Origin of the sequence: Geotalea daltonii FRC-32, assembly GCF_000022265.1 — a bacterium.
Lineage (GTDB): Bacteria > Desulfobacterota > Desulfuromonadia > Geobacterales > Geobacteraceae > Geotalea > Geotalea daltonii.
This window is the reverse complement of sequence record NC_011979.1, coordinates 191,782-214,026: the sequence shown is the minus strand read 5'-3', so window position 1 is coordinate 214,026 and position 22,245 is coordinate 191,782. Positions and strand designations below refer to the sequence as shown.

General features: G+C 57.5%; 17 protein-coding genes. All 17 read left to right on the top strand.

Annotated elements, in window-relative coordinates:
* Positions 1–19: 19 nt before the first annotated feature.
* The 17 genes from GEOB_RS00855 (at position 20) to GEOB_RS00775 (ending at position 22,220) form a co-directional block, all read left to right on the top strand.
* Positions 20–343 carry a DUF485 domain-containing protein gene (locus GEOB_RS00855; RefSeq protein WP_012645276.1) on the top strand — a complete coding sequence of 108 codons (324 nt, stop codon included), beginning with the start codon at positions 20–22 and terminating at the stop codon, positions 341–343.
* Positions 340–2,295 (top strand): solute symporter family protein, encoded by a 1,956-nt coding sequence (locus tag GEOB_RS00850; protein ID WP_012645275.1) that lies wholly within the window; start codon positions 340–342, stop codon positions 2,293–2,295. The genes GEOB_RS00855 and GEOB_RS00850 overlap by 4 nt, the downstream gene beginning before the upstream one ends.
* Before the next feature lie 60 nt (positions 2,296–2,355).
* A complete protein-coding gene (locus GEOB_RS00845) occupies positions 2,356–3,546 on the top strand; it encodes a thiolase family protein (protein WP_012645274.1) in 1,191 nt (396 codons plus the stop codon).
* A 257-nt stretch (positions 3,547–3,803) separates the two neighbouring features.
* On the top strand, positions 3,804–4,586 hold the full coding sequence (locus GEOB_RS00840) for an enoyl-CoA hydratase/isomerase family protein (RefSeq protein ID WP_012645273.1): 783 nt from the start codon (positions 3,804–3,806) through the stop codon (positions 4,584–4,586).
* 163 nt (positions 4,587–4,749) lie between these two features.
* Complete coding sequence (locus GEOB_RS00835) at positions 4,750–5,619, top strand: 3-hydroxyacyl-CoA dehydrogenase family protein (RefSeq protein WP_012645272.1); 870 nt, start codon at positions 4,750–4,752, stop codon at positions 5,617–5,619.
* Positions 5,620–5,707: 88 nt separating this feature from the next.
* Positions 5,708–7,459 carry an acyl-CoA dehydrogenase family protein gene (locus GEOB_RS00830; protein ID WP_012645271.1) on the top strand — a complete coding sequence of 584 codons (1,752 nt, stop codon included), beginning with the start codon at positions 5,708–5,710 and terminating at the stop codon, positions 7,457–7,459.
* 196 nt (positions 7,460–7,655) lie between these two features.
* Positions 7,656–9,635: a sigma 54-interacting transcriptional regulator gene (locus tag GEOB_RS00825; RefSeq protein ID WP_012645270.1), complete on the top strand. Its 1,980-nt coding sequence runs from the start codon at positions 7,656–7,658 to the stop codon at positions 9,633–9,635.
* 380 nt (positions 9,636–10,015) lie between these two features.
* A complete protein-coding gene (locus tag GEOB_RS00820) occupies positions 10,016–10,816 on the top strand; it encodes an acyl-CoA dehydratase activase (RefSeq protein WP_012645269.1) in 801 nt (266 codons plus the stop codon).
* Positions 10,809–12,056 (top strand): 2-hydroxyacyl-CoA dehydratase subunit D, encoded by a 1,248-nt coding sequence (locus tag GEOB_RS00815; protein WP_012645268.1) that lies wholly within the window; start codon positions 10,809–10,811, stop codon positions 12,054–12,056. Before GEOB_RS00820 ends, GEOB_RS00815 begins: the two co-directional genes overlap by 8 nt.
* A 2-nt stretch (positions 12,057–12,058) precedes the next feature.
* Positions 12,059–14,146, top strand: coding sequence for an acetate--CoA ligase family protein (locus GEOB_RS00810; RefSeq protein WP_012645267.1), 2,088 nt, complete (start codon positions 12,059–12,061; stop codon positions 14,144–14,146).
* A 128-nt stretch (positions 14,147–14,274) separates the two neighbouring features.
* Entirely contained in the window at positions 14,275–15,465 is a 1,191-nt protein-coding gene (locus GEOB_RS00805; RefSeq protein WP_012645266.1) for a thiolase family protein, read from the top strand.
* Positions 15,466–15,722: 257 nt separating this feature from the next.
* Positions 15,723–16,505: an enoyl-CoA hydratase/isomerase family protein gene (locus GEOB_RS00800; RefSeq protein WP_012645265.1), complete on the top strand. Its 783-nt coding sequence runs from the start codon at positions 15,723–15,725 to the stop codon at positions 16,503–16,505.
* 163 nt (positions 16,506–16,668) lie between these two features.
* Positions 16,669–17,538 (top strand): 3-hydroxyacyl-CoA dehydrogenase family protein, encoded by an 870-nt coding sequence (locus GEOB_RS00795; protein WP_012645264.1) that lies wholly within the window; start codon positions 16,669–16,671, stop codon positions 17,536–17,538.
* Positions 17,539–17,788: 250 nt separating this feature from the next.
* Entirely contained in the window at positions 17,789–19,132 is a 1,344-nt protein-coding gene (locus tag GEOB_RS00790) for a phenylacetate--CoA ligase family protein (protein WP_012645263.1), read from the top strand.
* 73 nt (positions 19,133–19,205) lie between these two features.
* Positions 19,206–20,978: a thiamine pyrophosphate-dependent enzyme gene (locus GEOB_RS00785; protein ID WP_012645262.1), complete on the top strand. Its 1,773-nt coding sequence runs from the start codon at positions 19,206–19,208 to the stop codon at positions 20,976–20,978.
* Positions 20,965–21,540: an indolepyruvate oxidoreductase subunit beta gene (locus GEOB_RS00780; RefSeq protein WP_012645261.1), complete on the top strand. Its 576-nt coding sequence runs from the start codon at positions 20,965–20,967 to the stop codon at positions 21,538–21,540. The genes GEOB_RS00785 and GEOB_RS00780 overlap by 14 nt, the downstream gene beginning before the upstream one ends.
* 221 nt (positions 21,541–21,761) lie before the next feature.
* Complete coding sequence (locus GEOB_RS00775) at positions 21,762–22,220, top strand: hypothetical protein (protein WP_012645260.1); 459 nt, start codon at positions 21,762–21,764, stop codon at positions 22,218–22,220.
* Positions 22,221–22,245: the final 25 nt, after the last annotated feature.

The window sequence follows — 22,245 nt, the reverse complement described above, 5'->3', positions numbered from 1 at the left end:
TTATGAGAAGGAGTTATTCATGACAGCAATTGGCAAAGATTGGGCAAAACTGGCAAACATGCCGAAATTTATCGAGCTGCACAGCAGAAAGAAATCCTTTCTCCTCACCCTGTGGTGCATTGGCTCCATCTTGTTCTACCTGCTTCCCATCTGCGCCGGCTATGCGCCGGATTTCATGAAGGTGAAGCTTCTGGGTCGACTTAATGTGACCTACTTCTTCTGCCTCTTCGAATTTATCATGACCTGGGCAATTGCCATCATCTATACCCACCGGTCCAACACCTATTTCGATCCACTGACGAAAGAGGTGCTGGCAGATATTAACGGAGGAGGTCAGGCATGAAACGTTTATTGATTCCATTGATCCTGTGCATGACCATTGCTCCGCTCTGCTACGCCGCGCCATCCCATGAACCGGCACAGGCAGCCGCTTCCACAAGCGCCGGACCTGTCCCTCTTTCAGCAGCAGGCGTCCCTTCCGCAAAGGACCCGGTCACCACCAGAACCGCCGCCCCTCTGGCAAGCGAGGTAAAGACCAACAAGGCCATTACCCTGACCATGTTTGTGGCAATCATCCTCTTTACCGGTTATATCGTCGTGCGGGCAGCAAAGAGCACCAGGACCACCGCTGACTACTATGCTGCCGGCGGTGGAATTTCCGGGTTTCAGAACGGCTGGGCCATCGCCGGCGACTACCTCTCGGCCGCCACCTTCCTCGGCATCGCCGGCATCACCTCCGTTTTCGGCGCCGACGGCTTCATGTATGCGGTGGGACCCTTCTTCTCCTTTGTCACCATCCTGCTGGTCATCGCCGAGCCATGCCGCAATGCAGGCAAATACACCCTGGGAGACATCCTCTCCCTGCGCTCTGCTTCAAAGGTAGTCCGCGGCACGGCTGCCCTGTCGGCGGTGGTGGTCTCCACCTTCTATCTTTTGGGGCAAATGGTAGGTGCCGGCAAACTGATGCAGCTGCTGCTGGGCATCCCCTACAGTGTCTCCGTCATCGGCGTCGGTGCCCTGATGATCCTCTATGTCACCTTTGGCGGCATGAAGGCCACCACCTGGGTGCAAATCATCAAGGCATTTCTCCTCGTGCTGAGCGGCGTCACCATCACGGTGCTGATGCTGGGGAAATTCGGCTTCAATCTCTTCGCCTTCTATGATGCGGTAGCTTCCAGCCCGGCCATTCAGGAGCATGTCCGCGGACTGCTTAAGCATGCCACTCCCCAGCCAGGTTTTGATTACGGCCAGCGCTTCCTTGAGCCGGGACTGATCCTCAAGGACCCGCTGGACCAGATATCGCTGGGCATAGCCTTCGCCCTCGGCGCTGCCGGGCTGCCCCACATCATGATGCGCTTTTTTACCGTGCCCAACGCCCAGGCAGCGCGCAAAAGCGTCGTCATCTCCATGGTGCTCATCGGCGCCTTCATGATCATGGTGACGATGATCGGTTTTGGCGCCGCGTTATTCATTACCCCCCAGCAGATCACGGCCGTCGATAAGGGGGGCAATATGGCAGCCCCGATGATCGCCCAGTTTGTGGGTGGCGGCGCAGGCACCCTCGGCGGCGACATTTTCCTCGCCTTCGTCTGTGCCGTTGCCTTCTCCACCATTATCGCCGTGGTTTCCGGGCTGATCCTGGCGGTCTCCGCCGCCGTCGCCCATGACTTCTACGTCAATGTCCTCAAGGACGGCAAGCCCGACCAGCGGGAACAGATGAAGATTGCCAGGATCTCCGCCTTTTTCATCGGCGCCATTGCCATTGTCCTGGGCATCGCCTGCGAAAAGCAAAACATCGCCCACCTGGTGGTGCTCGCCTTTGCCGTGGTCGCCTCCAGCAACTTCCCGGTGATCCTCTTCGCCCTCTTCTGGAAGCGCTTCAATGCCGGGGGCATCGTCACCGGCCTCAGCGTCGGCGCCATTTTTGCCATCGGCGTCGTCCTGGTTTCTCCCACCATGACCTATCCGAAGAAGATCGCTGCCGACGCGAAAAAAATCGTCGAGCAGCTGGAGAAGAAACAGGCATCCGGGATGGTGCTCGCCGACAAGGACTCGAAGGCTCTGGTGAAAGCGCGGGCTGACTATGAAAAGAACAAGGACGGCAAGTCCCTGGTCGGTCTCGATGCACCGCTCTTCCCCTTGAAGAACCCGGCCATCCTCTCGGTGCCGGTCGGCTTCCTGGCCGCAATCGCCGGCACCTTCCTCTTCGGCAGTCGCCGGGAAGAGGAGATGTTCGATGAACTGTATATCCGGCAGAACACAGGTTACGGCATGGCCGACGCCAGTGACCATTAACTCCATTCATGACGGCTTCCCCATCAGTGGGAAGTTATTCCAAACAGCAAGGAGATTCACATGTTAACCAAAGCCTACATCCCCTACCGCGGCTACTACAGCACCCCCTTCGCCAAGTGGCAGGGGACCCTGGCCAACGAGCATTCCATCATTCTTGGCGCTGCCACCTCCAAAAGGTTTTTCGAGAGCAAGGGGTGGGACCCGAAGACTATTGAATATGTCCTGGTCGGCAGCACCGTCTATCAGCAGCAGTGGTTCTACAGCGGACCGTGGGCTGCGGCGATGATGGGGGCAGAAAGCTCTCCCGGCGTACTCATCACCCAGGCCTGCTCAACCTCCGCTTTTTCCCTCTACCAGGCAGGAATGGGCGTCGAAACCGGCATGTTCGACAACAGCTGGTGCCTTATGGCTGACCGCTGTTCCAATGGACCCCATGCCGTCTGGCCGAACCCCGCCGGCCCCGGCGGCAAGCCCATCGCCGAAGACTGGTTCATGGACAATGTGAACAAAGACCCATGGGCCGGTGAAGCCATGATCCGCACCGCCGAGAATGTGGCTAAAGAATTCGGCATCACCCGCGAGCAGTGCGACGAGCTGACGCTGCGGCGTTATGAACAATACCAGCAGGCCCTGGCCGGCGACCGGGAGTTCCAGAAACGCTACATGTTCCCGGTGGAAGTCCAGATCTCGAAAAAGAAGACCATTACCCTGGAAGCGGACGAAGGGGTAATGGCCACCACCAAAGAGGGGCTGGCCGGACTGAAACCGGTTCTTCCCGACGGCGTCCTCACCTTCGGCGCCCAGACCTTCCCCGCCGACGGCAACTGCGGCATCAGCGTCACCACCCGGGAGAAGGCAAAGGAGCTGAGCGCCAACCCCAGCCTGGAAATCCAGATTGTCTCCTTCGGCTTTGCCCGCACCAAGAAGGCGCACATGGCGGCAGCCGTAGCCCCATCGGCCCAGATGGCCCTGGACAAGGCCGGAATCAAGGTCAGCGACATCAAGGCGGTAAAAACCCATAACCCCTTTGCCGCCAACGACCTGGCCATGGCCAAAGAGCTGGGCATGGATGTGAACACCATGAACAACTACGGCTCATCCCTCATCTACGGTCATCCCCAGGCCCCCACCGGCGCCAGGCTGATGATCGAAGGGATCGAGGAACTGGCCGTCAAGGGTGGAGGGTATCTCCTTTTCTCCGGCTGCGCCGCCGGGGATACCGCTGCATCGGTTGTGCTGAAGGTAAGCTGACAGGATTACCAGGCACACTGTTGGAGCAGGCAGTCGTGGCATCGGGAGTGAGTGACGAGCCACAGCGGCGAGCGGACACCCGCCGCATGTTGAACAAAGGGGAAATGCCACTTCAAAAATGTGCATAATTACACGGGCGGCACCGCAAGGTCCGCAGCTGTGGCGACAGAACGAACGGACGATGCCACGACTGCCGTACTAGAGGCAAATCCCCTCAATCCCTTAAGGGAACCATCCTTAGCTACAGGAGCAATACCATGTCTTACGAATTCATTACCCTCAAACAGGAAGGCAGAGTCCTCACCATCAGCCTCAACCGTCCCCCCACCAATCCCTTGAACGGCGTGTTCGGTCAGGAGCTGTTCAAGGCCTTCAGCGAAGCCGAGCAGATGGAAGATATTACCGTGGTCATCATCACCAGCGCCCTGGAAAAGGCCTTCATCGCCGGGGCCGATATAAAGGAGATGGCGGCCCAGGATGCCGCCGAAGCGGAACAGTTCTCCAAGCTCCTGCAGGGTGCCAACAATATCCTCAACCGCATGAAGAAGATCGTCATCGCCGCCATCAACGGCCATGCCCTGGGTGGGGGCTGCGAACTGGCCCTGGCCTGCGACTACCGACTGATGACCTCGGGCAAAGCGCTGATCGGCCTGCCTGAGGCAGGGCTCGGCATCATCCCCGGCGCCGGTGGCACCCAGCGGCTGCCGCGACTGGTGGGGCTGTCCAAGGCCCTGGACATTCTGCTGCGCGGCAGGACCATGAGCCCCCAGGAAGCTTTGGCAATAGGCCTGGTGGACAAGCTGATCGAGCCGGAGAACTTCCAGGCGGAAGTGATGCAGTTCGCCCAGGAACTGGCCGCAGGAGCGGGCAAGGCCCTGGGTTACATCAAGGCTGCGGTTTATGAGGGGATAGACTTTCCCCTGGAGCAGGCCCTGGCCGTGGAGCGCAAATATTCGGCGGAAAACAGCAAGACCCACGATGCCAAGGAAGGGCTGACCGCTTTTGTGGAGAAGAGAAGGCCGGAGTTCAAGAACGAATAACCCTAAAAGCATCTTTTGCCACGAATTACACGAATGAACACGAATGAAAATCGAAAACAAACATTGGAAGTTACCCCCCTTTCTTAAAGGGGGACGCGACAACTGCTTCTTTCATTCGTGGCTAACCAAGTTTTTTGACTAAACCATATGAGGAGAACAGACAATGAAACTTGAAGATATCAAAACAGTAGGTATGGCAGGAGCAGGGAGCATGGGGGCCGGCATTGCCCAGATTGCCGCCATGGCCGGTCTGCAGGTGAAAGTGGTGGATATGAGCGAAGAGGTCTGGGGACGGGCGAAGAAGACTATCGTCAAGAGCCTGGAGCGGGTGGTGAAGAAGGGGACCATCACCGAGAAGGAGATGGAGGAGACCATCGCCCGCATCAGCTTCTCCACCGACGTGGCGAGCCTCAAAGACGTACCTTTCATCTTCGAGGCGGTCTTCGAGGATATCAATGTCAAAAAGGAACTGTTCGCTAAACTGGATGCCGTCTGCGGCAGCGACACCATCTACGCCACCAATACGTCGTCGATCTCCATCACGGAAATGGCGGCCCTGGTGAAGAACCCGGCCAACTTCATCGGCATGCACTTCTTCAATCCGGTGCCGGTAATGAAACTGGTGGAGGTGATCCCGGCCCTGCAGACCGCACCCGCCACCAAAGATCTCGCCCTGGATATGGCGAAAAAGATCGGCAAGACCGCCATCACCTGCAAGGACACCCCCGGCTTCGTCGTCAACCGTTTGTTTGTCCCCTACATCATCGACGCGGTGCGGCTCCTTGAGGAAGGGGTGGCATCGGCAGAGGACATCGACACCGCCATGAAGCTCGGCTGCAACATGCCCATGGGGCCGCTGGAGTTCCAGGATTTCGCGGGGGTGGACATCGGCTACCACGTCATCAACATCTTCCACGAATACATGAAGCAGGAGCGCTTCGCCGCTCCCGGCCTTTTGCGGAACATGATCAAGGCGGGCTATGTGGGACGCAAGGCGGGCAGAGGGTTCTACGATTATTCGGAAGAAAAATAGGGCTGACTTTGTCTGCCCGGAATCATGCTTACACATGGCGAAACAGGGCGCACACAGGGGTGCGCCCCTACGCTACAAGGAGACGGCAATGCACAGCACCCTTTTGAGCGGCGGAGAATTTCTCCTGGCCGACACCGCCCGCATGGACACCTTCTCACCGGAGGAATTCACTGCCGAACAGCGGCAGATTGCGGAAACCACCGATGAGTTCATGAAGAAGGAGGTCTTTCCTCATCTGGATCGGATCGAGGACAAGGATTTCGCCTTCGTCGTGGAAAAGATGCGCCAGTGTGCCGACCTTGGCCTGTTTCTAGCCGAAGTACCCGAAGAGTACGGTGGGCTGGAACTGGAGAAGACTACCAACATGCTGATGATCGAAAAGGTGGCGCCGGCAACGTCGTTCTGCATGGCCTTCGGCGGCCATACGGGCATCGGCATCCTCCCCATGGTCTACTATGGGACTGCCGACCAGAAAGAGCGCTATCTGGAAAAACTCTCCTCGGGCGAATGGTTCGGCGCCTATGCCCTGACCGAGCCGGACTGCGGCAGCGATCCCTTGAGCTCGCGGACCACCGCTACCCTATCCGCCGACGGCAGGCACTACATCCTCAACGGCACCAAGCAGTTCATCACAAACTCGGCCTTTGCCGACCTCTTCACCGTCTTCGCCAAGATCGACGGCCTTCACTTTTCAGCATTTCTCGTGGAAAAGAGCTTCGAAGGCTTTTCCGTCGGCGCAGAAGAAAAGAAAATGGGACTCCGGGGCTCCTCGACCACCCAGCTGGTTCTGGATAACGTCAAGGTACCGGTGGAAAACCTGCTGGGTGAGCCGGGCAAGGGGCATAAAATCGCCTTCAACGTCCTCAACGTCGGGCGCCTGAAGGTGGCCACCCAGGCTCTGGGGATGTCCAAGGGGGCCTTTGGTGAGGCGGCTTCCTACGCCACGGAACGGAAGCAGTTCGGCAGGACCATCGGCGAATTCGGCGCCATCCGGGAAAAGCTGGCGGACATGACCGCTGCCATCTTTGCCTCCGAGACAGTGATCTACCGGGTCGCCGGACTCCTGGACAGCCGGCTGGCGCTCCTCGACCATTCGGGTAGCGATTATTACGAGCGTTACCAGAAGGCCATCGAGGAATATGCCGCCGAATGCGCCATTGCCAAGGTTTTCTGCACCGAGCAGCTTGATATGGTGGTGGACGAAGCAGTGCAGATCCATGGCGGCTATGGCTACATCGCCGAGTACCCGGTGGAGCGATACTACCGGGATTCGCGCATCCAGCGCATCTTCGAGGGAACCAACGAAATCAACCGCATCCTCATTCCCACCATGCTCTTCCGCAAGGCGGACAATAGTGGCAGTCCCCTCTGGAAACTGGTCAAAAAAGCCGAAGAAGGAGCAGTAACGGAAACAGCCTATGCCGGCGAGTTTACCGCTGCCGCGACAACCGTTGCCAGGCTGAAGCAGCTCTTCCTGACGATGGTTGGAGCAGCGGTCCCGGCTAAAGACCACCAGGAGGTGCTGCTGGCTATCGCCGACATGGTCATCACCACCTTTGCCCTGGAAAGCGCCCTGCTCAGAGCGGACAAAACCTTTGCCTCCGCCAGCCAGTCAAAGCAGGAGTTGCTCAAGGCGGTAGTAACCGCACTGACCTTTGACCTGTCCAGACAGTTCCAGTCAGCGGCGAGCCGCTGTTGCGCCTACGCCCTGACTGGGGAGAACCTGAGCAGGATGCACAGGACTGTGGCAGACTTGGCCGCCTGCCCGGTTGAAGGGCTGCTGGAGGCAAAACATCGGCTGTCCCAGGCGGCGCAGGAGGCAGGAAAATATATTTTCTGAAAATGCATCATTCCCTGCAACTCGTAAACGGCCGTCTTTTCATAGGGACGGCCTTTTTTTATTTCCCCATCGATAAACAAAAATCATTTTATTTTGCCATAGCCAACCAGTATGCATCACCAGCAAGCCGAAGATTGATTGTTTAAAAACAGTGTGTTATTCTGTAAAACAATATTCTGCTTTGGAAGGTTCAGCTATGAATGCCACATTCAATTCTGCGCCAAGCAAGGGTGAAGACATATTCAACAACCTTGAACAGTTGTTCGAACTGAACCAGTTCGGTATTGCCATCATCGATTGCGGCTTGCGCTACATAGCCATCAATGATCGAATGGCAACCATGACCGATCTGCCGGTAAAGGACCATGCGGGCCGGACGCTGAGGGAGGTCGATCAGATGATCGCCCGGGCTGTGGAGCCGGTAGTATCCCGCACCATTACCGAAGGCCGGGCGTTTGTGGATCTTGAACTGGTTGTGCACAAGCCCCTTCCGGACCGGTCTATCCAGGAAAAGTTCTGGCTGGTCTGCTCTTATCCCCTTATGAGCAACGATGGAACAGTTTATCGCTGTGGGTTGATAGTCCAGGATATCACCGAGCAAAAGATAAAAGAAAGCGTTCAGGCAGAACGACTGCAAGTGGAGGCTTTTCTCTCCAACCTTTCCTCCGCCTTCATCAATCTGTCGGTGAGTGAAGTTGACCGAAAAATCGAGGAAGGGCTGCAGAAACTGGTTGAGTTCCTGGGATTCGAGCGTTGCAGCATCTGGCATCTCTCACCCGACGGCAACAGTTTACATATCACCCATTCTTTCGCCATGCCCGGGATCAAACAGCCGCCACCGACCATTGTCGGCCTGATACCGGTCTGGATCAGCATGATCCACGGGGGAGAAACTTTTCGCGTTTCCGATATCGATGAACTGCCTGACCGATTCTGGAGCGAAAAAAAGTACTGCAAGGATCAGGGGGGCATAAAATCTATCATGTTTATCCCGGCAAGCATCGGCGGCATCATTGTCGGTGCCATCACTTTCGTTTCATACCGGGTCAAAAGAGAATGGCCCGATGAGCTTACCCAAAGACTCCGCCTGTTGTGGGAAATCTTTGCCAATGCCCTGGAACGTAAGCGGGCCGATCAGAAAATTCAAAATGCCCTGGCGGAGATCAAGCAACTGAAGGACCGCCTGGAGGCTGAGAACGTTTATCTCCGTGACCAGATCCACGTGGAATACAAACATGAGGAAATCATCGGCAAATCAGATGCCATCCGGAACGTCCTTGTCCAGATCAAGCAGGTGGCGAGTACCGGTTCCACGGTGCTTATCCTGGGTGAAACCGGTACCGGCAAAGAACTGATAGCCAGGGCGATCCACAATGCAAGCCCCCGTATGGCACGGGCAATGATTAAGGTCAATTGCGCCGCACTGCCCGGAGCACTTATCGAAGCGGAACTGTTCGGTCATGAAAAAGGAGCGTATACAGGAGCCGTCTCCACCCAGATCGGCCGCTTCGAGGCCGCCAATGGCTCGACCATTTTTCTCGATGAAATCGGCGAACTACCCCTGGAACTGCAGTCCAAACTACTGCGGGTCATTCAAGAGGGCCAGTTCGAGCGGCTGGGCAACCCTAAACCCATCAAGGTGGATGTGCGCGTTATCGCTGCCACAAACAAGAGCCTTGTTCAGGCAGTCAAAGAGGGAACCTTTCGCGAAGATCTTTACTACCGGCTCAACGTGTTCCCCATTTCGGTTCCGCCGTTGCGCGAGCGGCGGGAAGATATTCCCCTGCTCGTCTGGGCTATGGTTGAGGAATTCGGCAAAGTCTTCGGCAAAACCATCGAGCGCATTCCCAAGAAGAACATGGACGCCATGGAGCGCTACCACTGGCCGGGAAATATCAGGGAACTGAGAAATCTTGTAGAAAGGGCCATGATTCTCAACAATGGTGCATCACTGGTGATGGATATTCAGGATGGTGTCTCAGCTGCCACCGCTCAACCCATGACCATAGAGGGAATGGAGCGGATGCACATCAACTCTGTCCTGGAAAAGACCGGCTGGCGCATCCGGGGCAGGAATGGCGCTGCCGAGATCCTCGGCATGAAACCGACAACTCTCAACTCCAGAATGAAGAAATTAGGCATCAGAAGAAGACATCTGTCAGCTGAAACCCCGTAAACAACATGCCCCTCATATCTTGCGGCACCCCCTCCGCGGCGAGATATCGTCTTTCCAACGAAATATCGTCGTCAATCCTTAAACCCTCCTTCACCCACGCCAAATACCTTTCTTAATTGCATATTTGGACCCTTTTTTGATCCCCCTCGAATGTGGTTCTTGATAGTTCTGCAGCGGCAGCAACCGACGACATATCGTCGATTGCGATCCATTCATGCCTATCAACAAACTTTATTATAATTTTAAATACGTTATTTTTCAGCATGTTAAGTCTAAAAATAAAACTTGTGCATCGTGGGCATGCAATCTGCAAAACATTATTCTAAAATTTTGCATAAGAACACACCTCTCTCCACTTCATGGGAAAAAGGATCTGAGAAATGACCAATCCTGTTTTTATCGGGCTGGACATAGGAGCATCAAGAACAAAGGTTGCTGTCATAGACGGGAAAGGCACTCTGCTCGGCCATGCCGTCAAAAAGTCCGGGACCGATTTTTCCGTAACAGCCGCTGCCTGTCTGGACATTTCCATGGAGATGGCAGGAGCGACCCGCCCCCAGGTGGCACGGGCTGTTACCACCGGCTACGGCAGAGCCAATGTTCCCTTTATCACCGAAACAAGCAAGACGGAAATCGGCTGTCTGGCCAATGGCTGCCGTCATTACTTTTCCGGTGAGCTCTCCATCATCGACATCGGCGGTCAGGACAACAAGATCATCAAGCTGGACAGTGCCGGCAAACGCAGCAGCTTCAAAATGAACCGCAAGTGCGCCGCCGGCACCGGGGCTTTTCTTGAAGAGATGGCTGCCCGTCTCGATCTTCCCCTGGAAAAGATGAATGAATTGGCCGGCCAATCCGAGGAAATGGTCAAACTTGGCAGCTTCTGCACCGTTTTTTCCGGTACGGAGGTTCTGGAGAGTATCCGCCATGGCAAAAAAGTTGCCGATATCGTCAAGGGGATCTTCTATTCGGTGATCAAAAGGGTTCTGGAAATGGAATCCCTGACTGAGCACGTTGTCATGACCGGAGGGGTCGTAGCCCACAACCCCCACATCGTCCGAATGACGGAAGAGATGATCGGCCGCCCGGTCATGCTGCCCCCGTTCCCACAACTGACAGGTGCCATCGGCGCCGCCCTCTATGCTTTGGATGACAGATCTCAAGGAGACAGCAATGGCTGAAGAGAGCAAGACAGTGAGAAAAAAGATCCAGGCCACCGACCTGATGAACAAAATCATGGCTGACTATTTCTTCGGCTTGAATGAATCCGCCACCACCGGAAAGCAGAAGGTTGCCTGGTGCACCAGTGTAGGTCCGGCGGAACTGCTGCGGGCCATGGGCTTTGCCGTGCATTTTCCGGAGAATCATGCCGCCATGCTCGGGGCGACGCGGCTGGCAACGGACCTGATACCGGAGGCGACAGCCATCGGCTACTCCCCCGACATCTGTTCCTACCTCACCTCGGACATCGGCGCCTACCTGAAAGGGTTCACCCCTCTGGCCAAGGCTTATCCGGGTATTGAGTCCGTACCCAAACCCGATGTCCTGGTTTACAACACCAACCAGTGTCGCGACGTGCAGGACTGGTTTGCCTGGTATGCAAGGGAATTCAAGGTCCCCTGCATCGGTATTACCTCTCCCAAGAATGTCAATGAAGTAACTGCCGCCCACATCAACGATGTTGCCGGTCAGATCGAGGCCCTGATCCCCATACTGGAGCAGATCACCGGAACGAGGCTGGATATGGCCAGGCTCCGGGAAACGGTGGCCCTTTCCCGGGAGTGCACCCAATTGTGGAAGGAGGTCCTGGAGACAGCCACGGCATCGCCTGCCCCGCTGACCTTCTTTGACGGTACCATCCACATGGGACCGGCGGTCGTCCTGCGGGGAACCCAGGAAGCTGTTGGCTATTACCAGGTTCTGCTGGCCGAACTGCGCCAGAGGATTTCTGCTGGTGTGGGGGCCGTGGAGGGGGAAGCTTTCCGTATCTACTGGGACGGCATGCCGATCTGGGGGCGGCTGCGCCAGCATTCGGAGCTTTTTTCCGGTCTCGGGACAGGCGTTGTCGCCTCCACCTACTGCAGCAGCTGGATCTTCCCGGCCTTCGACGACAGTGATCCCTTACGCAGCATGGCTAAAGCATATCTGGAACTCTTCATCGTCCGCTCCGACACCTACAAGGAAGGTTATATCAAGGCCATGCTCAACAAATTCGCCATCGACGGCATTATCTATCACGACGCCAAGACCTGTCCCTACAACTCAAACAGCCGTTACGGGCTGCACCAGCGTCTCGAAAGAGAAACCGGCATTCCCCACCTGGTTATTTCCGGCGATCTCAACGACATGCGCTGCGTTTCCGATGAACAGACCAAAACCAATGTCGAAGCTTTTATCGAACAGCTTGAGGAGGGTAATTAGCCATGCTGGATTCACTTTTCAAACCACGGGCCGTCGCCATTGTCGGCGCTTCCACCAAGGAGCTCTCCATCGGCAACGTCATCATCCGCAACCTGCAGAAGTACGGCTACAAGGGAGAGATCTATCCCCTGAACCCAACTGCACCGGAGGTGTGCGGCATCAAGGCCTACAAAACCCTGGAGGAGATCCCGGGAGAGGTGGATTTAGCCCACGTGATCATTCCCAGTAAATTCGTGCCGCAGACCATCGAGGATTGCGGCAGGAAAGGAATCAAGGCGGTCATCATCAACTCTGCCGGCTTCAGCGAGCTGGGTGAGGAGGGAGCACGCCTCCAGGAGGATTTCCTGCGCCGGGGCAAGGAGTATGGGGTGCGGGTATTCGGTCCCAACTGCCAGGGAATCATCAACTCCGATCCCGAACTGAAGGCGTACTGCAACTTCACCTTTACCTATCCCGAGCCCGGCTATGTCTCAGTGGTGGCCTTGAGTGGGGGTGTCGGCGCCCTGATCATGCAGGCCCTGGCGGATCTGGGGGTCGGCCAGCGTCTCTATGCCTCCAACGGCAATGCCTGCGATATTTCCATCCCCGAGATCGTCCGCTATTACGGCGCAGACGAGGGGACCAAGGCAGTGATCCTCTATACGGAAGGATTCTCCGACCCAAAAGCATTCCTTGAGGCTGCCCATCAAGTAACCGCAAAAAAACCGATTCTGGCCATGAAGGCAGGGCGCACCGAACAGGGCGCCAAGGCGGCCTCCTCCCATACCGGCTCCCTGGCCGGGGTGGACATAGCGACCGAACTGATTTTCGAGAAGACCGGCATCCTCTCCTTCACCGACGAGGGGGAGATGGCGCGGGCTGCCATGGCCTTCGCCACCCAGCCCATTCCCAAGGGAAACCGGGTCGGCATCATCACCAACACCGGCGGGCCGGCGGTCATCGCCACCGACGTGCTCGTCTCCTGCGGGCTGGACGTGCCGAAGCTCTCGGAAAGATCCATCGAGCGCCTGAAGGAAAGCCAGTTTCCCGAGGCCGCACTGGAAAACCCCATCGATGTTGTTGCCACCGCCGGCGGTCCCCAGTTCCGCGGCGCCCTTGACGTGCTCCTCCATGAGGAAGGAGTGGACAGCATTTTCATAAATTTCGTCACCGCCCCCTTCACCGACACCCACGAGGTGGCCCGGCAGATCGTCGAAGTCAGCAGGCTGGGCAAAAAGCCGATCGTTTGCAACTTCATGACCGACCTGAGCCAGGAACGGTACCAAATCACCCGGGATATTCTCAAAAAGGGAGGGGTCCCCTTCTATGCCAATCCCAGCGACGCCGCCAAGGCCATGGGCGCCCTGACCAGGTACGGCCGGCTGAAGCAGCGTGACATCGGCAAACCGCAGACGTTCGCCAATGTGGATGCGGCAAAGGCCCGGGCCATCGTCGAAGAGGCCCGCCAGGCCGGACGGAGTGTCCTTTCAGCCACCGATGTCTACACCATCTTCGAGGCCTACGGCATACCGGTGGCGGGCTGGGGCGTCACGGTAAACACAGCCGAAGCGGTTGCCGCCGCAGACCGGATCGGCTACCCGGTGGTGGTCAAGGTGGACTGCGAGGCAATCGACCATAAGAGCGACATGGGGGGAGTGGCCGTCAATCTCAAGGACGCCGCCTCGGTGCAGGCGACGGTCGAGGATATGCAGCGCCGCCTGGGTCACTTCGGCACGCTTAAGTTCTTCGTGCAGAAATTCCTTCCCGGCGGCAGGGAACTGATCATCGGCGCCACCGCCGAACGGGGATTGGGGCACCTGGTGATGTTCGGCCTGGGTGGGATTTACGTGGAGGTACTCAAGGATGTTTCTTTCAAGATTGCCCCGGTGACACAGGTCGAAGCGGAGGAGATGCTCTCCTCACTCCGAACTGCAGCGCTGCTGAACGGTGTTCGCGGTGAGAAGGGGATCAATAGGGAAGCGGTAATGAACATCATCCAGCGCGCCTCCCAACTGCTCGGCGATCTGCCCATGATCCAGGAGATGGACATGAATCCGCTGATGGCTTTCGCAGACGGCGCCTTTGCCGTGGACGGCAGGATCAGGATCTAAGTTACCCCCCTTTGCGAAAGGGGGGCAGGGGGGATTTCGATCGGTGACCAAAGCTAATCCCCCTAAATCCCCCTTTCATAAAGGGGGACTTGTAATAGACCCAAGCATTTACATAAGGAGGAACACCAATGTTGCAAAAAGCCTATATCCCCTACCGCGGTTACTACAGCACCCCCTTCGCCAAGTGGCAGGGAACCCTGGCCAACGAAAACGCCATCGTTCTCGGAGCCGCCACCTCGAAGCGATTTTTCGAGAGCAAGGGGTGGGACCCGAAGACCATCGACTATGTCCTGGTCGGCAGCACCGTCTACCAGAAACAGTGGTTCTACTCAGGCCCTTGGGCCGCTGCCCTGATGGGGGCGGAGGCTTCCCCCGGCATCCTCGTCAGCCAGGCCTGCTCCACCTCCACCTTCGCTATTTACCAGGCGGGCATGGGGGTAGAAACCGGCTTGTTCAATCACAGCTGGTGCCTCATGGCGGACCGGCTCTCTAACGGTCCCCATGCCGTCTGGCCCAATCCCAACGGTCCCGGCGGACAGCAGCTTGCCGAGGACTGGGTCATGGACAACTTCGGCAGGGATCCCTGGGCCGGGGGAGCCATGATCCAGACGGCGGAAAACGTGGCCAAAGAGTACGGTGTCAGCCGCGAAGAATGCGATGCCGTCACCCTGCGGCGGCAGGAGCAGTATCTGGATGCCCTGGCCAGGGATCGGGAGTTCCAGCAACGCTACATGTTTCCCGCGGAGGTACAGATCTCCAAAAAGAAATCGATTCTCCTGGAAGCCGATGAAGGGATAACTACCAGCACCAGGGAAGGGCTGGCCACACTCAAGCCGGTGCTTCCCGATGGAGTGCATACCTTCGGCGCCCAGACCCATCCCGCCGATGGCAATGCCGGTATCTGCGTCACCACCCGGGAGAAGGCAAAGGAACTGAGCACCAACCCCGGCATCGAGATCCAGGTGGTCTCTTTCGGCTACGCCCGCACCAAAAAGGCGCACATGGCGGCAGCCGTCGCTCCCTCAGCCCAGATGGCGCTGGATCAAGCAGGCATCAAGGTCAAAGACCTGGGGGCCGTCAAGACCCACAATCCCTTCGCCGCCAACGACATCGTCATGGCTAAGGTCATGGGGCTGGATCTGAACAACATGAACAACTACGGCTCCTCCCTGATCTTCGGCCATCCCCAGGCAGCAACGGGGGCTCGATTGATGATCGAAGGGATCGAGGAACTGGCAGTCAAGGGTGGAGGGTATCTCCTTTTCTCCGGCTGCGCCGCCGGGGATACCGCTGCATCGGTTGTGCTGAAGGTGAGCTGACAGGATTACCAGGCACACTGTTGGAGCAGGCAGTCGTGGCATCGGGAGTGAGTGACGAGCCACAGCGGCGAGCGGACACCCGCCGCATGTTGAACAAAGGGGAAATGCCACTTCAAAAATGTGCATAATTACACGGGCGGCACCGCAAGGTCCGCAGCTGTGGCGACAGAACGAACGGACGATGCCACGACTGCCGTACTAGAGGCAAATCCCCTCAATCCCTTAAGGGAACCATCCTTAACTACAGGAGCACTACCATGTCTTACGAATTCATAACCCTGAAAAAGGACGACCGCGTCCTGACCATCAGCCTCAACCGTCCCCCCACCAATCCCTTGAACGGCGTGTTCGGTCAGGAGCTGTTCAAGGCCTTCAGCGAAGCCGAGCAGATGGAAGATATTACCGTGGTCATCATCACCAGCGCCCTGGAAAAGGCCTTCATCGCCGGGGCCGATATAAAGGAGATGGCGGCCCAGGATGCCGCCGAAGCGGAACAGTTCTCCAAGCTCCTGCAGGGTGCCAACAATATCCTCAACCGCATGAAGAAGATCGTCATCGCCGCCATCAACGGCCATGCCCTGGGTGGGGGCTGCGAACTGGCCCTGGCCTGCGACTACCGACTGATGACCTCGGGCAAAGCGCTGATCGGCCTGCCTGAGGCAGGGCTCGGCATCATCCCCGGCGCCGGTGGCACCCAGCGGCTGCCGCGACTGGTGGGGCTGTCCAAGGCCCTGGACATTCTGCTGCGCGGCAGGACCATGAGCCCCCAGGAAGCTTTGGCAATAGGCCTGGTGGACAAGCTGATCGAGCCGGAGAACTTCCAGGCGGAAGTGATGCAGTTCGCCCAGGAACTGGCCGCAGGAGCGGGCAAGGCCCTGGGTTACATCAAGGCTGCGGTTTATGAGGGGATAGACTTTCCCCTGGAGCAGGCCCTGGCCGTGGAGCGCAAATATTCGGCGGAAAACAGCAAGACCCACGATGCCAAGGAAGGGCTGACCGCTTTTGTGGAGAAGAGAAGGCCGGAGTTCAAGAACGAATAACCCTAAAAGCATCTTTTGCCACGAATTACACGAATGAACACGAATGAAAATCGAAAACAAACATTGGAAGTTACCCCCCTTTCTTAAAGGGGGACGCGACAACTGCTTCTTTCATTCGTGGCTAACCAAGTTTTTTGACTAAACCATATGAGGAGAACAGACAATGAAACTTGAAGATATCAAAACAGTAGGTATGGCAGGAGCAGGGAGCATGGGGGCCGGCATTGCCCAGATTGCCGCCATGGCCGGTCTGCAGGTGAAAGTGGTGGATATGAGCGAAGAGGTCTGGGGACGGGCGAAGAAGACTATCGTCAAGAGCCTGGAGCGGGTGGTGAAGAAGGGGACCATCACCGAGAAGGAGATGGAGGAGACCCTGGGAAGGATCAGCTTCTCCACCGACGTGGCGAGCCTCAAAGACGTACCTTTCATCTTCGAGGCGGTCTTCGAGGATATCAATGTCAAAAAGGAACTGTTCGCTAAACTGGATGCCGTCTGCGGCGACGATACCATCTACGCCACCAATACCTCTTCCATCTCCATCACCGAAATGGCGGCCCTGGTGAAGAACCCGGCCAACTTCATCGGCATGCACTTCTTCAACCCGGTGCCGGTGATGAAACTGGTGGAGGTGATCCCGGCCCTGCAGACCGCACCCGCCACCAAAGATCTCGCCCTGGAGATGGCGAAAAAGATCGGCAAGACTGCCATCACCTGCAAGGACACCCCCGGCTTCGTCGTCAACCGTTTGTTTGTCCCCTACATCATCGACGCGGTGCGGCTCCTTGAGGAAGGGGTGGCATCGGCAGAGGACATCGACACCGCCATGAAGCTCGGCTGCAACATGCCCATGGGGCCGTTGGAGTTCCAGGATTTCGCGGGGGTGGACATCGGCTACCACGTCATCAACATCTTCCACGAATACATGAAGCAGGAGCGCTTCGCCGCTCCCGGCCTTTTGCGGAACATGATCAAGGCGGGCTATGTGGGACGCAAGGCGGGTAAAGGCTTCTACGATTATTCTGAAGAAAAATGAGCTGCATCAGTTGCCGATGACGTGGCTTCGGGAGTAAGTGACCGAGCCGCAGCAGCGAGCGGACACCCGCCGAAGGCAGAACGGAGCATACCGGGCAGAAGCTAGCTCATTAAGCCATTAAATAGAAAGACGGCGCAAGGTCCGCAGCCGGGGCGACCGAACGAGCAGACGAAGTCGCGGCAGCGGCCACGGCGGCGGAAACTATGCCGTACCCTAGCATTGATCCCACACAAGAAACGAGGGTGAGACCATGATCTGGAACCATGTTGAGACCAGCAGTCGTAACGAAATGAAGAGTATTCAGCTGGGGCGGCTGCAGCAAACTGTCAGCCGTGTCTATGACAATAATCCGGTTTACCGGAAAAGACTCGACGAAAACGGAGTGAAACCCGCCCAGATCAAAACCCTGGACGATATCAGGAGACTCCCTTTTACCGTCAAGGATGATATCCGCGACAACTACCCATTCAACCTCTTCACCGCCAAACAGGAGGACGTTGTCGAATACCATGCCACTTCGGGAACCACCGGCAAACCGATCATTGTCGGCTACACCCGCAATGATCTGGATACCTGGTCCGAAGTCATGGCCCGCTGCCTGACAAGTGCCGGTATAACCAAGAACGATGTCCTGCAGAATATCTATGGTTACGGCCTTTTTACCGGCGGACTGGGAGCCCATTACGGAGGCATCAAGATCGGAGCTGCCGTCATACCCATCTCCGGTGGCAACACCCAAAAGCAGATCATGCTCATGCAGGATTTCGGCACCACCGCCTTGACGGTTACCCCCTCCTTTCTCATGCATGTCCAGGAAGTGGGAACCGAGATGGGAATTGATTTCAGAAAGCTCAAGCTGCGTACCGCCGTCTTGGGGGCTGAATTCTGGACCGACTCCATGCGCGGCAAGATTCAGGAGGATTTCGGCATCAAGGCCTGTGATATTTACGGGCTGTCCGAGATCATCGGGCCGGGTGTGGCCTGCGAATGTCACGAAGCCCGCAACGGTCTTCATATCAATGAGGATTATTTCTACCCCGAAATCATTAACCCGGAGACCGGGGAAGTGTTGCCCCTGGGCGAAGAGGGGGAGCTGGTCTTCACTACCATCGCCAATGAGGGACAGCCCCTCTTTCGCTACCGGACCCGCGACCTGACGAGCCTCAGCCAGGAGTCTTGTGCCTGTGGCCGTACCCTGGTCAAGATGAAAAAGCTGGTCGGCCGCACCGACGACCTGTTGATTATCCGGGGGGTCAACTTTTTCCCGTCCCAGATAGAATCGATAATCCTCAAGCACCCTGGTGTCACCCCCCATTACCTGGTTGTCGTTGAGCGTAATGGGGCTCTGGACGAGGTTGAAGTCAGGATCGAGGTAACGGACCAGCATGCCTACAAGTATGTGGCGGAGACCATGACGGTCAGCCAAAACCAGCGGGTCAGCGACGACCGGGCAACCCGGGATATCGTCAAAAATCTGGTGCGGGACATCAAGGACGTGGTCGGCATCACCGTCAAGGTTACCCTGATGCCTCCCGGAACCATCCCGCGCAGTGAAGGCAAAGCCAAGCGGTTCATAGACAACAGACCGAAATGATCAGATCACCGGAACTCCATTTCCTCGGCTTTCCCATTGAGGGGGCCGAACGCCACAGAAAGGATATGCGTCCATGAAGAAAATAATTTCCGGCAATGAAGCCATTGCCTTGAGCTTTCAGGATTCGGGCGGGATCTTCGCCTCCGGCTATCCGGGAACGCCCAGCACTGAGACCCTGGAAGAGGTGGCCCGCCTGGGCAAGGTTTACTGCGAGTGGGCGCCCAATGAAAAGGTCGGGCTCGAATCGGCCATCGGCGCATCACTTGCCGGCGGCAGGTCCCTGGCCACCATGAAGCATGTTGGGGTCAACGTGGCCGCCGATGCGCTGATGACCCTTACTTACACCGGTGTCAATGCCGGGCTGATTCTGATGGCCGCCGACGATCCGGGGATGCACTCATCCCAGAACGAGCAGGACAGCAGGAACTATGCGAAGTTCGCCAAGGTGCCGATGCTGGATCCTGCAGACTCCCAGGAGGCCTATGATTTCGTCCGGGCAGGCTTCGAGCTCTCCGAGCAGTTCGACACGCCGGTGATGCTGCGCACCACCACCCGGATCTCCCATGCCAAGGGGATTGTGGAAGCGAAAGGCGCAATCGAACCGAAGGTCGGCGAATGGGTGAAAAATGTCCCCAAATACGTCATGCTCCCCAACTTCGGCAAGATCAAGCATGTGGAAGTGGAGGCGCGCCTGCTCAGGCTGCAGGCATATGCCGAGACAACGCCACTCAACCGGGTGGAGATGGGGGATCCGGAACTGGGTATCATTACCTCCGGCATTTCCTACCAGCATGTGAAGGAGGCTTTTCCCAACGCCTCCATCCTTAAACTGGGGCTGGTTCATCCGCTGCCGGAAAAGAAGATCCGGGAGTTTGCCGGCCAGGTCGGTCGCCTGATGATCGTCGAGGAGATGGACGCCATCTTCGAGGAGCAGATCCGGGCCATGGGGATCGAGGTCCATGTGGGCAAGGATCGGATCTCCCTGTGCGGCGAGGTTAATGCCGACCTTATTCGGGCCGCGGCAGGGGCCGTGGTTACTACGGTGAGCACGGCCCCTGTGGAGAACCTCCCCCAGCGCCCCCCCACCTTCTGCCCCGGTTGTGCCCACCGCGGGCTCTATTCGATCCTTAGCAAGCTGAAGGTCTTTGTCTCCGGCGATATCGGCTGCTACACCCTGGGCGCTCTTCCCCCCCTGAGCGCCATGCATACCTGCATCTGCATGGGGGCCAGCATCAGCGCCGCCCATGGCATGGCCAAGGTCAACGAGATTGCCGGCAGATCCGAAAAACCGGTGGCCGTCATCGGCGACTCCACCTTCTTCCACTCGGGCATCACCGGCCTGTTGAGCATGGTCTACAACAGCGGCAACGCCCTGGTGATCATCATGGACAACCGCACCACCGGCATGACCGGCGGCCAGGAAAACCCCGGCTCCGGCAGGCTGCTCCAGGGGGAAGCGGCCAAACAGGTGGACATGGTGGATCTGGTCAAGGTGCTGGGAATCGACAACGTGGTGGAGATCAACTCCTATGATCTGCAGGCAACCGAGGCCGCCATCAGGAAGGGATTGGAAACTCCAGGGCCATATGTCCTGGTGGACAAAAATCCCTGCATCCTCCGCTACCGGGTGAAAAAGCCGCTGGTGGCAGTTTCTGCTGAAAAATGCACCGGTTGTCGCGCCTGCCTCAAGGTCTCGTGCGTCGCCCTGGGACTGACCGCTGCCGGCGACAAGCCGAAGGTCGCCATTGACCCCAATATCTGCAACGGCTGCGGTGTCTGCTCCCAGCAATGTAAATTCGACGCCATGACGGTGGTCGGGACCGGAGGAAACAATGAAAGTATTTAACATCGTCATCGCCGGAGTGGGGGGCCAGGGGGTGCTCATGGCCTCCAGGGTATTGGCAGAAAGCGCCCTGGCCAGCAGTATGGATGTGAAACAGAACGAGGTTCACGGCATGGCCCAGCGGGGAGGGAGCGTCATCTCCTTCGTCCGCATCGGCGACAAGGTCCATTCCCCGGTCGTCATGCCCGGTACCGCCGATATCCTCATCTCCTTCGAGCCCCTTGAGGCCCTTCGCTACCTGCACTACCTCAAGCCGAAAGGCAAGCTGGTCTACAACAACGTCACCATCAACCCCAGCACGGTTGCTTCGGGGCTGGCCACCTACCCCACCGACGTGGAGGCGCAAATAGCCAAGGGCTGCCCTGAAGCCCACGGCATCGACGCCCTGCAGATTGCCAAAGAAGCGGGCAACGCCAAGGCGGTCAACATGGTCATGGTCGGTTCGGTGATGAAGGGGCTCCCCATCGATGCCACTGTCGTCGAAGGAGTGGTCCGGGAAATCTCGCGGGACAAGGGAGTCGAAGTCAATCTGGCCGCCCTTCGCGGCGGAGCTGAGGCAGCTTGAGCAATTTGACTGCCGCGGCTTCGGGAGTGAGTGACAGAGCCGCAGCGGCGAGCGGACACCCGCCAGAAGCTGAACAAGGCACCAGCGCATGGAAGCTGATCCTCCAGTGGGGAGATTAACAAACAGTGCAAGGTCCGCAGCTGTGGCGACCGAGCGAACGGACGAAGTCGCGGCAGTCGTTCACTTAACCGTCCGATGAAACACATAAGAAGGGAGATCCCATGAAACTGAAACAACTGTCCGTCTTTCTTGAAAACTCTCCCGGCCGCCTCTATGAGGCGACGAAAGCCCTGGGGGATGCAGGGCTCAACCTGAAGTCCCTCAGCATCTGCGACACTGCGGGCTTCGGCGTGCTGCGCATCCTCGTCTCCGATGTGGTCAAGGCCCGCCGGGTGATCATGGAGAAGCAGCTGCCGGCGCGGGTTGACGATGTCGTTGCCATCGAGGTTGATGATACCCCCGGCAGCCTGGCCAATAATGTGCTCAGGCTCTTTCTCGATTACCAGGTCAACGTGGAATACATGTACGCCCTGGCCGGGACCGGCCCTTCATCCGGCAAGGCAGTGATGATCTTCCGCTTCAGCGACAACGACCGGGCAATCGAACTGATGCTGGACAATGGCATCAAGATCCTCGATGCGGAGGCTTTCGGCATGGTGGAAAGTCCCCGCCCGGTATAGCTACCGCTTTATCCATCCAAGGAGT

Coding starts and splice junctions, on each gene's coding strand:
- GEOB_RS00855 (WP_012645276.1), top strand. CDS start 20: ATGACAGCAATTGGCAAAGATTGGGCAAAACTGGCAAACATGCCGAAA.
- GEOB_RS00850 (WP_012645275.1), top strand. CDS start 340: ATGAAACGTTTATTGATTCCATTGATCCTGTGCATGACCATTGCTCCG.
- GEOB_RS00845 (WP_012645274.1), top strand. CDS start 2,356: ATGTTAACCAAAGCCTACATCCCCTACCGCGGCTACTACAGCACCCCC.
- GEOB_RS00840 (WP_012645273.1), top strand. CDS start 3,804: ATGTCTTACGAATTCATTACCCTCAAACAGGAAGGCAGAGTCCTCACC.
- GEOB_RS00835 (WP_012645272.1), top strand. CDS start 4,750: ATGAAACTTGAAGATATCAAAACAGTAGGTATGGCAGGAGCAGGGAGC.
- GEOB_RS00830 (WP_012645271.1), top strand. CDS start 5,708: ATGCACAGCACCCTTTTGAGCGGCGGAGAATTTCTCCTGGCCGACACC.
- GEOB_RS00825 (WP_012645270.1), top strand. CDS start 7,656: ATGAATGCCACATTCAATTCTGCGCCAAGCAAGGGTGAAGACATATTC.
- GEOB_RS00820 (WP_012645269.1), top strand. CDS start 10,016: ATGACCAATCCTGTTTTTATCGGGCTGGACATAGGAGCATCAAGAACA.
- GEOB_RS00815 (WP_012645268.1), top strand. CDS start 10,809: ATGGCTGAAGAGAGCAAGACAGTGAGAAAAAAGATCCAGGCCACCGAC.
- GEOB_RS00810 (WP_012645267.1), top strand. CDS start 12,059: ATGCTGGATTCACTTTTCAAACCACGGGCCGTCGCCATTGTCGGCGCT.
- GEOB_RS00805 (WP_012645266.1), top strand. CDS start 14,275: ATGTTGCAAAAAGCCTATATCCCCTACCGCGGTTACTACAGCACCCCC.
- GEOB_RS00800 (WP_012645265.1), top strand. CDS start 15,723: ATGTCTTACGAATTCATAACCCTGAAAAAGGACGACCGCGTCCTGACC.
- GEOB_RS00795 (WP_012645264.1), top strand. CDS start 16,669: ATGAAACTTGAAGATATCAAAACAGTAGGTATGGCAGGAGCAGGGAGC.
- GEOB_RS00790 (WP_012645263.1), top strand. CDS start 17,789: ATGATCTGGAACCATGTTGAGACCAGCAGTCGTAACGAAATGAAGAGT.
- GEOB_RS00785 (WP_012645262.1), top strand. CDS start 19,206: ATGAAGAAAATAATTTCCGGCAATGAAGCCATTGCCTTGAGCTTTCAG.
- GEOB_RS00780 (WP_012645261.1), top strand. CDS start 20,965: ATGAAAGTATTTAACATCGTCATCGCCGGAGTGGGGGGCCAGGGGGTG.
- GEOB_RS00775 (WP_012645260.1), top strand. CDS start 21,762: ATGAAACTGAAACAACTGTCCGTCTTTCTTGAAAACTCTCCCGGCCGC.